Source organism: Kitasatospora sp. MY 5-36, from assembly GCF_001182915.1.
GTDB lineage: Bacteria > Actinomycetota > Actinomycetes > Streptomycetales > Streptomycetaceae > Kitasatospora.
Map to the genome: position 1 here is coordinate 1 of NZ_LFVW01000391.1, position 11,181 is coordinate 11,181.

15 protein-coding genes are annotated in these 11,181 nt (G+C 75.1%); 8 read left to right on the plus strand and 7 right to left on the minus strand.

Features of this window, described 5'->3' with window-relative positions:
* On the minus strand, nucleotides 1–306 hold a 306-nt coding region (locus AE652_RS23665; protein ID WP_049654740.1), incomplete at its 3' end, for a maleylpyruvate isomerase family mycothiol-dependent enzyme.
* Between the two features lie 147 nt (nucleotides 307–453).
* On the opposite strand from AE652_RS23665, the gene AE652_RS23670 reads away from it, so the two are divergent.
* Nucleotides 454–1,290, plus strand: a complete 837-nt coding sequence (locus AE652_RS23670; protein WP_049654743.1) for a LuxR C-terminal-related transcriptional regulator — start codon at nucleotides 454–456, stop codon at nucleotides 1,288–1,290.
* Nucleotides 1,291–1,308: 18 nt separating this feature from the next.
* Here the strand turns inward: AE652_RS23670 and AE652_RS23675 are convergent, their stop codons facing one another.
* The 3 genes from AE652_RS23675 to AE652_RS23685 are packed head-to-tail and all read right to left on the minus strand — an operon-like array spanning nucleotide 1,309 to nucleotide 4,103.
* Nucleotides 1,309–2,844: an AMP-binding protein gene (locus AE652_RS23675; protein WP_049654744.1), complete on the minus strand. Its 1,536-nt coding sequence runs from the start codon at nucleotides 2,842–2,844 to the stop codon at nucleotides 1,309–1,311.
* 51 nt (nucleotides 2,845–2,895) lie between these two features.
* Nucleotides 2,896–3,318 carry a MerR family transcriptional regulator gene (locus tag AE652_RS23680; RefSeq protein WP_049654764.1) on the minus strand — a complete coding sequence of 141 codons (423 nt, stop codon included), beginning with the start codon at nucleotides 3,316–3,318 and terminating at the stop codon, nucleotides 2,896–2,898.
* 20 nt (nucleotides 3,319–3,338) lie between these two features.
* Nucleotides 3,339–4,103: an SDR family NAD(P)-dependent oxidoreductase gene (locus AE652_RS23685; protein WP_049654746.1), complete on the minus strand. Its 765-nt coding sequence runs from the start codon at nucleotides 4,101–4,103 to the stop codon at nucleotides 3,339–3,341.
* A 245-nt stretch (nucleotides 4,104–4,348) separates the two neighbouring features.
* Between AE652_RS23685 and AE652_RS23690 the strand changes: the two genes are divergently transcribed.
* The 3 genes from AE652_RS23690 to AE652_RS23700 are packed head-to-tail and all read left to right on the plus strand — an operon-like array spanning nucleotide 4,349 to nucleotide 5,740.
* Nucleotides 4,349–4,807, plus strand: a complete 459-nt coding sequence (locus AE652_RS23690) for a group II truncated hemoglobin (protein WP_049654748.1) — start codon at nucleotides 4,349–4,351, stop codon at nucleotides 4,805–4,807.
* On the plus strand, nucleotides 4,804–5,349 hold the full coding sequence (locus tag AE652_RS23695) for a GNAT family N-acetyltransferase (protein ID WP_234348508.1): 546 nt from the start codon (nucleotides 4,804–4,806) through the stop codon (nucleotides 5,347–5,349). The genes AE652_RS23690 and AE652_RS23695 overlap by 4 nt, the downstream gene beginning before the upstream one ends.
* 4 nt (nucleotides 5,350–5,353) lie before the next feature.
* Nucleotides 5,354–5,740: a VOC family protein gene (locus tag AE652_RS23700; RefSeq protein ID WP_049654752.1), complete on the plus strand. Its 387-nt coding sequence runs from the start codon at nucleotides 5,354–5,356 to the stop codon at nucleotides 5,738–5,740.
* 9 nt (nucleotides 5,741–5,749) lie between these two features.
* On the opposite strand, the gene AE652_RS23705 is transcribed toward AE652_RS23700, so the two are convergent.
* The gene (locus AE652_RS23705; protein WP_049654754.1) at nucleotides 5,750–6,343 is read right to left on the minus strand and encodes a maleylpyruvate isomerase N-terminal domain-containing protein; all 594 of its coding nucleotides are present in this window, start codon (nucleotides 6,341–6,343) and stop codon (nucleotides 5,750–5,752) included.
* Between the two features lie 205 nt (nucleotides 6,344–6,548).
* On the opposite strand from AE652_RS23705, the gene AE652_RS23710 reads away from it, so the two are divergent.
* A complete protein-coding gene (locus AE652_RS23710) occupies nucleotides 6,549–7,196 on the plus strand; it encodes an NAD(P)-dependent oxidoreductase (RefSeq protein WP_049654755.1) in 648 nt (215 codons plus the stop codon).
* A gap of 45 nt (nucleotides 7,197–7,241) precedes the next feature.
* Here the strand turns inward: AE652_RS23710 and AE652_RS23715 are convergent, their stop codons facing one another.
* Entirely contained in the window at nucleotides 7,242–8,024 is a 783-nt protein-coding gene (locus AE652_RS23715) for a dioxygenase (protein WP_049654757.1), read from the minus strand.
* Between the two features lie 130 nt (nucleotides 8,025–8,154).
* Here AE652_RS23715 and AE652_RS23720 point away from each other — a divergent pair, with 130 nt between their 5' ends.
* The 3 genes from AE652_RS23720 to AE652_RS23730 all read left to right on the plus strand — a co-directional run bounded on the left by AE652_RS23720 (nucleotide 8,155) and on the right by AE652_RS23730 (nucleotide 9,875).
* On the plus strand, nucleotides 8,155–8,622 hold the full coding sequence (locus tag AE652_RS23720) for a MarR family winged helix-turn-helix transcriptional regulator (protein ID WP_049654766.1): 468 nt from the start codon (nucleotides 8,155–8,157) through the stop codon (nucleotides 8,620–8,622).
* Nucleotides 8,623–8,775: 153 nt separating this feature from the next.
* Entirely contained in the window at nucleotides 8,776–9,237 is a 462-nt protein-coding gene (locus AE652_RS23725) for a molybdopterin-dependent oxidoreductase (protein ID WP_049654758.1), read from the plus strand.
* Nucleotides 9,238–9,356: 119 nt separating this feature from the next.
* Nucleotides 9,357–9,875, plus strand: coding sequence for a GNAT family N-acetyltransferase (locus AE652_RS23730; RefSeq protein ID WP_049654760.1), 519 nt, complete (start codon nucleotides 9,357–9,359; stop codon nucleotides 9,873–9,875).
* Between the two features lie 88 nt (nucleotides 9,876–9,963).
* Here the strand turns inward: AE652_RS23730 and AE652_RS23735 are convergent, their stop codons facing one another.
* On the minus strand, nucleotides 9,964–10,974 hold the full coding sequence (locus AE652_RS23735) for a LacI family DNA-binding transcriptional regulator (protein ID WP_049654763.1): 1,011 nt from the start codon (nucleotides 10,972–10,974) through the stop codon (nucleotides 9,964–9,966).
* Nucleotides 10,975–11,181: the final 207 nt, after the last annotated feature.

The window sequence follows — 11,181 nt, forward strand, 5'->3', positions numbered from 1 at the left end:
CCCGGCGGGCAGTCCGGCGCGGGCGCCGTCCTCGACCGGGTCGGCGCCGGCCGCCAGCAGCTCGGTGAAGTGCCCGCCGAGCGACGCGCCGAAGCCCTCCGGGTCGCGCGCGGCCAGGGCCGTCCAGTCGTCGGTCCAGGCCAGGTGGGCGATCTGGTGCGCCACCGTCCAGCCCTCGGCGGGGGTCGGGCGGGCCCACTCCTCGGCCGGCAGCCCGGCGACCAGGTCGTCCAGCACCGCGTTCTCGGCCCGCAGGTCCGCCAGCAGGCCGCCCAGCACGTTGCCCGGCGCGTTCGGCTCGGTCATCGGCTCCCTTTCCGGTCACGGCAGTTGCTACCCGCCGGTAGCGTACGGCCGGACACTACTCCCGGCCCGGCGGCGGCGTCCGCCACTCCACGAAACACGCACGTCAGGACTCTCGCCACCGGCCGCACCGCGTGTGACAATTCCGCGATGACCAGGGCTGCGGACCCCCATCCTGCGCACCCCGTCGCCGACGCCGCGCGACCCGAGGACCCCGAACTCGCCGCGCGCGCCGCCGAGCTGGTGCGGGACGCCGTGCTCGGCGACCTCGCCCGCCGGGTGGTGGCCGAGTGCGGCGCCGACGTCGGCCTGGTCGGCGTGCCCGAGCCGCTGCCCGGCAGCCGTCCCGGCAGCGAGGGCATGGTGCTGCGGCACTGGGCCGGCATCCGGGCCGACCTGCTGCACGACGTGCCCGTCCCGGCCGGACTCGGCCTCGGCGGCCGGGCGCTCGCCGAACGCGCGCCCAGCTGGGTGCCCGACTACCGTGCGGCGACGACCATTTCGCACCACTACGACGCGGCCGTGGCCGCCGAGGACCTGTACGCGATGCTCACCGTCCCGCTGATGGACGGCGACACCGTGCACGGCGTGGTGTACGCCTCGCTGCGCGCCGTCGTCCCGTTCGGGGACGTGCGGATCTCCGCGGTCGGCACCCTGGCGAAGGCGGCGACCCGGGCACTGGCCGGGGCCGCCGCCTGGAGCCGCGAACGGCCCGGCGGAAAGCCCTGCGAGCAGTCCTGCGGAAAGCCCTTCGCCAAGCCCTTCGACAAGCCCCGGGCGGCCGCCCCCGTACCGCCGTTGACCCCGCGCGAGCACGAGGTGCTGCGCTGGGCGGCGACCGGCCGGACCAACCCGGAGATCGCCGCCCGACTGGGCCTGACCTGCAACACGGTGACGGGCTACCTCAAGTCCGCGATGCACAAGCTCGGCGTCCGCAACCGGACCGAACTCGCCCTCGCGGCGAGGGAGTCGGGGCTCGTCGGTTGACGGGCCCCCGGCGCGGCCTCAGTTGACCCGGCGCTCCCGCCCGGTCCAGTACGGTTCGCGCAGCCGGAACTTCTGCAGCTTCCCGGTGGCGGTGCGCGGCAGGGCGTCCCGGAACTCCACCGTGGTGGGCGACTTGTAGCCGGCCAGCCGCTGCTTGCAGTGCGCGATCAACTCGGCCTCGGTGACGGCCTCGTGGCCCTCCCGGAGCACCACCAGCGCCTTCACCGTCTCGCCCCACTTCTCGTGCGGCACCCCGATCACCGCCGTCTCGGCGACCGCCGGGTGGTCGTACAGGCAGTCCTCCACCTCGATCGAGGAGACGTTCTCCCCGCCGCTGATGATGACGTCCTTCTTGCGGTCGGAGATGGTCAGCAGGCCGTCCGTGAGGGTGCCGCCGTCGCCGGTGTGGAACCAGCCGTCCCGCAGTGCCTCGGCCGAGGCCTCCGGCTGCTGCCAGTAGCCGTCCAGCACGGTGTTGGAGCGCACCAGCACCTCGCCGGACGCGTCCACCCGCAGCCGGGTGCCGAGCGCGGGGGAGCCGGCCTGCACCAGCTTCTCGGCCCGCTCGGCGGCCGGCAGCGCGTCCCACTCGGCCCGCGAGCGGTTGACCGTGACCACCGGGGAGGTCTCGGTCAGACCGTAGAGCTGCATGAACTCCCAGCCCAGCTGCTCCTCGACCTGCTGGATCACCGAGGTCGGCGGCGGGGCGCCGGCCACCACCAGCCGCACCCGGTCCCGGCCGGGCACCGGGCCGTCCCAGTCGGCGGCCGCGTCCAGCACCATCTGGACCACGGCGGGCGCGCCGGACAGGAAGGTCACCCCGTGCCGCTCGACCCGGCGCAGGATCTCCGCGCCGTCCACCTTGCGCAGCACGATGTGCCGGGCGCCCAGGCCGGTGAGCGAGAACGGCAGGCCCCAGCCGTTGGCGTGGAACATCGGCAGGGTGTGCAGGTAGACGTCCCGGTCGCCGGCCCCGTAGTGCAGGGCCATCAGCGTCGCGTTCAGCCAGACGTTGCGGTGGGTGAGCTGAACGCCCTTGGGGCGGGCGGTGGTTCCGCTGGTGTAGTTGATGGTGGCGGTGTCGTTCTCGTCCACCGCGTACCGCCGCGGGGTGGCGTCGGTGTCGTACAGCACGGCGTCGCTGGCCGCGCCCAGCACGAACTTGTGCTTGGCCACCACCCCGTCCAGGGCGTCGGCGACCTCGGGGTCGACCAGCAGCACGGAGGCGCCGCTCTGCTCGACGATGTACGACACCTCCTCGGCCTTCAGCCGGAAGTTCACCGGCACCAGCACCCGGCCGTACCCGCTCACCCCGAAGAAGGAGGTCAGCAGCCGGGCCGAGTTGTGCGAGACGACCGCGACCCGCTCGCCCGGCCCGACACCGAGCCGGTCCAGCCCGGCGGCCTGGGCCCGGGCCAGTTCGGCGACCCGGCGGTAGCTCAGCTCGCCCCAGGATTCGGCCGGCTGCACGGGCTCGTCGACGATGCCGACCCGGTCGCCGTAGACCAGCTCGGCCCGGTCGAGGAAGTCCATCACGGAGAGTGGAATCTGCATGGGGCCACTGTCCTCCCCCACCCGCCCCCTGCACACCCCCGATCGGGGGTGTCACCCGTCCGCGCCCACCCCGTCCGCCACCACCCCGGCTGCCGCCGCCCCGTCCGCGTCGGCTCCGTCCGTGCTGACCCCGGCCGCCGCCAGCGCCGCCGCCAGCCGGTCCCGGGCCTCCGTCTGGGCGGCGATCCGGCGCTCCAGCACCGCCAGCCGCCGCCGGGCGATCCCCAGCACCTGCTCGGACGGCCGGACCGCCAGCACGTCCCCGTCCAGGCAGCCCAGCAGCGGGCGGACGTCCTCCAGGGTGAGCCCGGCGGCCACCAGCGCACGGATGTTGCGCACCCGGACGACCGCCGGCTCGCCGTACTCGCGGTAGCCGTTCGGCGCGCGCTCGGAGTCGATCAACCCGGCCTGCTCGTAGTGCCGCAGAGCGCGCGCGGTACTGCCGGTCCGGGCCGCCAGCTCGCCGATCCGCACCGCCACCCGTCCCCTCCCGGTCAGCCCACCAGCGCGCCGCCGTCCACCGGCAACACTACGTCGGTCACGAACGAGGCCTGCGGCGAGGCGAGTCGGGTGATCGCCCAGGCGACCTCCTCGGGGCGGCCGATCCGGCCCAGCGGGGTGTGCTCGATCTGCCACTTCCGGATCGCCGCCCGCTGCTCGGGGCCGTACCCGGAGTGGTCGCCGATCGGGGTGTCGATCGCCCCGGGTGCCACCGCCACCACCCGGATCCCGCGCGGCGCCAGCTCCACCGCCCAGCTGCGGGTGACCGTCTCCAGCGCCGCCTTGGTCGCCGCGTACACCGAGTTGCTCGGCCAGCCGCGCTGCCCGACGGCGGTGCTGACGTTGACCACCACGCCCCGGCTCCCGCTCAGCGCCGGCACCGCGGCCTGGCCGAGCAGCACCGGGGCGACCAGGTTGGTCGCCAGCAGCGCCTCGACGCCCGCGCGGTCGAAGCCGCCGATCCCCTGCCCGCTCCGTACGATCGCCGCGTTGTTGACCAGCACGTCCAGCCGCCCGAACCGCTCCAGTGCCGCCCGGACGATCTCCTCCGGTGCCCCGGGCCCGGTCACGTCCGCGGCCAGCGGCTCGATCAGTGCCGGGTACGCGGCGGCCGTCGCGGCCAGCGGCTCCGGTCGCCGCCCCACCGCCAGCACCCGCGCCCCCTCGGCGGCGAAGGCCAGCGCCGTCTCCCGCCCGATCCCCGTCCCGGCCCCCGTGACCACCACGACCCGGCTCCGCGTCCCGCTCTCGTCGTCCATGGGTCCACCCTCCGACCCTGCCGCCAGCGTCAGGGTCAAGCGGGAACGGCGGAGCCGTCGGGTCGGTCCGCCAGGACGCCGCGCACCCGGGCCCACCCCGCCCGCCACCCGGGCCCGGGCGGGGGAGTCCGGGCCTCCGCTCGCCGTGCCCGGCGCGAACAGCGGGCCCGGGGCCGCTGTTCGCGCCGGGCTCGGCGGCTGCTAGGAAGGTCGCAACGTACGGTTCACCCACGGGGAGCACAGCCATGAACGACCAACGGCCCGGCACGCTCTACGAGGCCGTCGGCGGCATCGACGTCCTGCGCCGGCTCAGCCGGACCTTCTACCGGGGCGCCCTCGCCGACCCCCTGCTCGCGCCGGTCTTCGCCGACTTCACCCCCACCCACATCGAGCACGTCGCGGTCTGGCTGGCCGAAGTGTTCGGCGGCCCGACCGGCTACACCGACCGACTGGGCGGCCACCAGGCGCTGCTCCGCGCCCACCTGGGCCTGGCCGTCACCGAGGAGCAGCGGCTGCGCTGGATGGAGCTGATGGCCGAGGCCGTCCGCGCGGAGCTGCCCGGGGACGAACTGCTGCGCCGCCGGGTGCTGGAGTACTTCGACTGGGGCACCCGGATCGCCGAGGACGTCTCCGGCTCCCCGGCCGGCACCGACCTCGGCGATCCCGGCCCGACCCCGCGCTGGGGCTGGGAGGGCCTCAAGTGACCGCCGCCCTGACGGCCGACGGCCTGCTGCTGCGCCCCTTCGAGGACGCCGACGCGCCGGCCCTGATCGAGGCCTACCGGGACGCGACCCTGCGCCGCTTCACCCGGACCCCGGTCGGCGACGCCGAGGAGGCCGCGCACTGGCTGCGCCTCCAGGAGGAGGGCCGTGCGGCGGGCACCCGGTACAGCTTCGCCGTCCTGGACGGCGCCGAGCTCGTCGCCAACGTCGCCCTCAAGTACCCCGTACCCGGCGGGGAGAGAGCCGAGGTGGGGTACTGGACGGCGGCCCCGGCCCGTGGCCGGGGGGTGGCCCCGCCCGCGGTGGAGGCCCTCACCGCCTGGGCCTTCGCCACCTTCGCCGAGGGCGGCCTGCGCCGGATCGACCTGCTGCACCAGGTGGACAACCCCGCCTCCTGCCGGGTCGCGGAGAAGGCCGGCTACCCGTTCGTGGAACTGCTCCCGCCCTTCCCGCCCTTTCCGCTGGACGGCCACCGGCACTCCCGCAAATGGCTGGACGAACCCGAACCGCGCAGGTCAGAGTAGGCGGATGGCATCTCTGGTACGACATGTGACGATCGATTGCGGCGACGCGCACGCCCTGGCCTCCTTCTGGGCGCAGGCGCTGGACGGCACCCTGGGCGAGGACGACAACCCGTGCGACGAGGAGGCGGTGGTGAACTCCGCCGGCGCCTCGCTGCTCTTCATCCGGGTGCCCGAGGGCAAGGCGGCGAAGAACCGGGTCCACCTCGACCTCCAGCCGCAGGACCGCAGCCGGGACGAGGAGGTGGAGCGCCTGGTCGCCCTCGGGGCGACCGTGCTGGCGGACCACCGCCTCCCGGACGGCAAGGGCTGGGTCACCCTCGGGGACCCGGAGGGCAACGAGTTCTGCATCGAGCGCAGCCAGGCCGAGCGGATCGCCACCGGGAGCGCCTGACCGGTCGGATCAGTCCGGCCACTCGCCCATGGCCGCCCGCCAGGTCCACGAGGACTTGCGCGGGCGGCCGTTCAGTTCCCCGCGCCCGGTGCACCAGAGCAGGACCTCCGCCGGGTGGGCATCCGGCTCCCGCGGTGCGTGCGGGAAGAGCCGGTCGAGCGCGAAGCGGCACGGTTCGGCGGGCGGCTGCCAGGGCAGGCCGAGGCCGCGGGTGATGTCGTGGGTGTGCAGCAGGGTCTCGGCGACGCCCATCGCGGCGAAGCCGAGCGGTTCGCAGGGCCCGTGGTGGTAGGCGCGCAGCTCGGGCGGGGTGGCGTCCAGGGCGGTGGCGAGGAGGTGTCCGGCGGCGGTGACCACGGTGAGCACCTGGGCCGGGTCGGCCTCGGGCCGGACGGTGAGGTCCAGCGGCAGGTAGCGGTCGCGGGGGCGGGCGGCGAGCTGGCCGGCGTAGGCGAGCAGGTCGTGGGCGATGTGGGCGGCGGTGTCGCGGCAGCTCCACTCCAGGAGCCCGGCGGGGGCGTCCCAGTCGCGGTTCCCGGTGTGCGGGGCGAGGACGGCTAGGGCGGCGTCCAGGGCGGTTCGTACGGCGTCGCCGTTGCGCATGACCACTCCTTCGACGGGGTGTCCGGGGCGTCCGGGGCGTCACACGATAGGCCCAGTGCCCCGGCTCGCGCCGGGAGTTCGTCCGATAATCGGTCCTGTCCGGCGCGTCCGGTGTCCGGCGTCCGGCGTCCGGCATCCGGCGCCCTGCGATCCAGCGTCCCGCGGTCCGACGCCGCCCCACCCGCGAGCACCCAGGCAGGTACCCATGGCCAGAATCGCCGTGATCGGCGCCGGCGGCACCATCGGCAGCGCGGTCGTCAGGGAGGCGGCGGCGCGCGGGCACGAGGTCACCGCGGTGGTCCGGGACCCGGACCGCTACCGGGGCGCGGCCGCCGCCGTGGAGCGCGCGGACGTGCTGGACCCGGCGGACGTGGCCCGGGTCGCGGCCGGCCGGGACGTCCTGGTGAGCGCCGTCGGCGGCGGCGACGGCCCGGGCCACCAGGCGCTGGTCGAGCCCGCCGCCCGCTCCCTGGTCGAAGGCCTGCGCACGCTGGGCGGCGCGGCCCCCAGGCTGATCGCGGTCGGCGGGGCGGGCAACCTGGAGACCGCGCCGGGCGTGCGGGTCTGGGACGCCCCGGGCTTGCCGGAGCCGCTCCTCCAGATCATGCACGCCCACGGCGCGGCGCTGGACTACTACCGGACGGTCTCCGACCTGCGCTGGACGGTGCTCAGCCCGGCCGCCGAGATCGGCCCGGGGGAGCGGACCGGCCGCTACCGCACCGGCCTGGACCAGCTGCTCACCGATGCCGAGGGGCAGAGCCGGATCTCGGTGGCGGACTACGCGGTCGCCCTGGTGGACGAGATCGAGCAGCCCGAGCACATCGGCGAGCGGTTCACCTGCTGCTCCCTGTGAGGGCTGTGAGGCGTCCGGCAGGCGGGGTGCTCGAAGGGGAGGGGTTCACCCCAGCTGGATCGAGCGCTTGGCCAGGCCCATCCAGAACCCGTCGATGACGCTGCGCTGGCTGTCCAGGTCGGCCTCGCCGGCGCCGAGGGTGACGAACAGCGGGGCGAAGTGCTCGGTGCGCGGGTGGGCCAGGCGTCCGGCCGGGGCCTTGTGCTCGAAGTCGAGCAGCGCGTCGAGGTCGTGGGCCTCCAGGGCGCGCCGGCCCCAGTCGTCGAACTCGGCCATCACCGAGGTGATCCGGCCGTCGTTGCTGAGCGCCCGCAGGTTGTGGGTGAAGAAGCCGCTGCCGACGATCAGCACGCCCTCGTCGCGCAGCGGGGCGAGCCTGCGGCCGATCTCCATCAGCCGCTGCGGGTCGAGGGTGGGCAGCGAGAGCTGGAGCACCGGGATGTCGGCGTCCGGGTACATCTCCACCAGCGGGACGTACGCGCCGTGGTCGAGCCCGCGGTCGGGGATGTCCTGGACGGGCGTGCCGGGGGCGCGCAGCAGCTTGCGCACGCGCTCGGCGAGGTCCGGCGCGCCGGGGGCGGCGTACCGGACCCGGTAGTAGTGCTCGGGGAAGCCCCAGAAGTCGTAGACCAGCGGGACGGTGGTGACGGCGCCGAGGGCGAGCGGGGCCTCCTCCCAGTGGGCGGAGACCATCAGGACGGCCTTGGGCCGGGGCAGGTCGGCGGACCAGGCGGCCAGCTCGCCCGGCCAGACCGGGTCGTCGGCCAGCGGCGGCGCGCCGTGCGACAGGTACAGGGCGGGCATGCGCTCAGGGGCCGCGGTGCTCATGGCGTCCTCCTCGGGGCCGTTCGACCGGCAGGTAGTCCGACAGGTAGTTCAAATTTGAACCTTTACGGAACCGACGGTACACCTTCGTTCGAATTTGAACAACAGGAGTAGGCTTCACCCCATGTCCACACTGAACGAACCCCGCTGGCTGGACCCGGACGAGGCGGCCGCCTGGCGGGGCTTCGTCGTCGCGAGCAACCTGCTGAACCGGCGGCTGGAACGCCAGCTCAAGGACGACTCCGGACTCTCCCACCAGCAGTACGAGATCCTGGTGCACCTGTCCGCCGCCCCCGGCGACTCGCTGCGGATGACCGAGCTCGCCGACAAGCTGGTCACCTCCAAGAGCGGCCTCACCTACCAGGTCACCCAGCTGGAGCGGGCCGGCCTGGTCGCCCGCCGCTCCTGCCCCAGCGACGTGCGCGGCGTCATCGCCGAACTCACCGACCAGGGCCGAGAGGCGCTGCGCCAGGCCGCGCCCGGGCACGTCGCCCTGGTGCGCGAACTGCTGATCGACGTGCTCAGCCGCGAGCAGCTCGCGGTGCTCGCCGAGGGGCTCGGTGCCGTCAGCGCCCGGCTGCGCCAGGACGAGACCCCGTAGGGCCGGCCCCGCCGACAGCCGCCACCCGGGCTCAGGGCCCGCACCTGCGAGTGGAAGTCCGCCCGATCCATCGCATCTGCGAATGCTCCGGCCGCTGCTCGGGTACTCCTCCACCCGGGCCGCGGCGCCGTGGCCCGGGAGGAGGGAGCACCCATGACCCCGGCGAGACCCACCGTCCGACTGCACGGCCACCTCGACCGCCCCGCCGAGCTGACGGTGGCGCAGCTGCGTGTCCTCCCCGCCCGCCGGGTCGAGGTCAGCTTCGACTGCCGGACCGCGGGCGAGCAGCGCCACGGCTACGAGGGCCCGGCGCTGCTGGACGTGCTGCGCGCGGCCCGGCCCCGGATCGACTTCTCCGGCCGCAAGCAGCGGCTGCGCTTCCTGCTCTCGGTGGCCGGCGCCGACGGCCACCGGGCGGTGGTCTCCTGGGCCGAGATCGACCCGGACTTCGGCGGCCAGGAGATCCTGCTCGCCACCAGCATGGACGGCGCCCCGCTGGACGCCGCCGGTCCGCAGCTCGTCGTCCCCGGCGACCACTGCGGCGCCCGCTACGTCAGCGCCGTCACGGCCGTCTGGCTCGGCCCCCTCGGCGACCCGGCGCGCCCCACCGCCTGACGCCCGGGCGCCCGCCTCGCGCGCGTGCGGCCCCGGCCCCGAGGCCGCACGCCGGAAGGGGCCGGACGGCGGGTCGAAAACACTCGCCGGAGCCGGGTTTCCGTGCCAACATGCCCCATATGGGGACGATTCTGCACGGCACCTTGGTCACGCTCCGCCCGGCCACCGGCGACGACATCCCGGCGCTGGCGGCCATCCGCGGCACGCCCGAGGTGTTCGAACGCTGGCGTGGCGGTGACGACCTGGCCGACGAGGTCGCCAACGACCTGGAGTCGCCCGGCACCGAGACCTTCGCGATCGACCTCGGCGGCAAGGTGGTCGGCGCCATCCAGTGGTACGCCAACAACGACGACGAGTACCGGCACGCCGGGATGGACCTCTACCTCGACCCGACGGTGCACGGCCTGGGCCTGGGCACCGACGCCGTGCGCACGATGGCCCGGTACCTGGTGCACGACCACCACTACCACCGGCTGGTGATCGACCCGGCCGCGGACAACCTCGCCGCGATCCGCTGCTACACCAAGGTCGGCTTCCGCACCGTCGGCACCATGCGCCAGTACGAGCGCGGGCCGGACGGCACCTGGCACGACAACCTGCTGATGGACCTGCTCGCGGACGAACTGCTCGAAGGCTGAGGCGCCCGCGCCGTCCCCGACGCAAGCCCCGCGCCGCTGCCCGGCCGGTCCGGGGTCGCCCCCCCCGGCCTCAGCCCCGCGCCGTCCCCTACGGGCAGCCGCAGGAGCGCCGGACCACCAGCTGGGCCGGGAAGGTGCGGGCGCCCTGGGCGCGGCGCTCCGGCCCGCCGAGGACCAGTTCCACCGCCGCGCGGGCCATCTCGTCCTGCGCCGTGGTGACGGTGGTCAGCGCGGGCCCGGCGATCACCGCCTCGGCGATGTCGTCGAAGCCGGCCACCGCGAGGTCCTCCGGTACCCGGATGCCGAGGTCGTCGGCGGCCCGCAGCAGGCCGATCGCCTGGTCGTCCGTCGTGCAGAACACGGCGGACGGCCGGTCGGGACGGGCGAGCAGGGCGAGCGCCTCGGCGTGCGCCCGGACCCGGTCGAACGGCGCCGGGGTGAGCCGTCCCTCGGTGGGCAGCCCGGCCTCCTCCAGCGCGGCGAGCCAGCCGGCCGTCCGCCCGGTGACCGGGTCGTGCGGGCTGAGCGCGAGGGTGCCGCCGAAGCAGTGCACCTCGGCGTGCCCGTGCCCGAGCAGGTGGCGGACCACCTCGCGGGCGCCGCCCTGGTCGTCCGCGACCACGGCGACGCCGCCGGTGCTCTCCGCCCGGTGGTGCAGCAGCACCACCGGGGTGCCGTCGGCCACGTCGAAGCCGGTCAGCCCGGGGGTGGCCGGGTCCTGGGTGACCAGGACCAGACCGTCCACCTGCATCCCGAGGAAGGCGCGGATGTAGTGCGCCTCGCGCTCGTCGGCGTAGTCGGAGTTGCCGATCAGCAGCAGCCGGCCGTGCTCGGCGGCGGCCTGCTCGACGGCGTGCGCGAGCCCGGCGAAGAAGGGCTGGCGGGCGTCCGGGACGACCATCCCGAGCAGGTCGGTCCGCCGCCGGGCCATCGCCTGGGCGACCCGGTTCGGCCGGTAGCCGAGCTCCTCGACCGCCGCGAGCACCCGCGCCCGGGTCGCCGCCGCCACCGGCCGCGGCCCGTCGTTGATCACATAACTCACGACCGCCGTGGACGTCCCCGCCACCCGCGCCACATCGTCCCGTGTCACCCTCGCCATGACCGTTGAGCCTACACAGCCCCTCCGACCAGCGTCTTTGCCGAGTCTCGGGCCCGCCCGATCGGCCCTCTGCGGTTGCGCCCCGGCCGCGGCCGCCCGGAGGGTGGCGGACAGGCGGCACCCGCAGCCGCCACCGCCGACCGTGGAGCAGGCCGATGAGCAGGCCGATGGGCGCGCCGCCGTACCGGCGGGCCGTCCGGCGCACGC

Bases quoted from the DNA above. Each gene is read 5' to 3' on its own strand.
- AE652_RS23670 (WP_049654743.1), top strand. From the start codon at position 454: ATGACCAGGGCTGCGGACCCCCATCCTGCGCACCCCGTCGCCGACGCC.
- AE652_RS23675 (WP_049654744.1), bottom strand. From the start codon at position 2,844: ATGCAGATTCCACTCTCCGTGATGGACTTCCTCGACCGGGCCGAGCTG.
- AE652_RS23685 (WP_049654746.1), bottom strand. From the start codon at position 4,103: ATGGACGACGAGAGCGGGACGCGGAGCCGGGTCGTGGTGGTCACGGGG.
- AE652_RS23690 (WP_049654748.1), top strand. From the start codon at position 4,349: ATGAACGACCAACGGCCCGGCACGCTCTACGAGGCCGTCGGCGGCATC.
- AE652_RS23700 (WP_049654752.1), top strand. From the start codon at position 5,354: ATGGCATCTCTGGTACGACATGTGACGATCGATTGCGGCGACGCGCAC.
- AE652_RS23705 (WP_049654754.1), bottom strand. From the start codon at position 6,343: ATGCGCAACGGCGACGCCGTACGAACCGCCCTGGACGCCGCCCTAGCC.
- AE652_RS23710 (WP_049654755.1), top strand. From the start codon at position 6,549: ATGGCCAGAATCGCCGTGATCGGCGCCGGCGGCACCATCGGCAGCGCG.
- AE652_RS23715 (WP_049654757.1), bottom strand. From the start codon at position 8,024: ATGAGCACCGCGGCCCCTGAGCGCATGCCCGCCCTGTACCTGTCGCAC.
- AE652_RS23725 (WP_049654758.1), top strand. From the start codon at position 8,776: ATGACCCCGGCGAGACCCACCGTCCGACTGCACGGCCACCTCGACCGC.
- AE652_RS23730 (WP_049654760.1), top strand. From the start codon at position 9,357: ATGGGGACGATTCTGCACGGCACCTTGGTCACGCTCCGCCCGGCCACC.
- AE652_RS23735 (WP_049654763.1), bottom strand. From the start codon at position 10,974: ATGGCGAGGGTGACACGGGACGATGTGGCGCGGGTGGCGGGGACGTCC.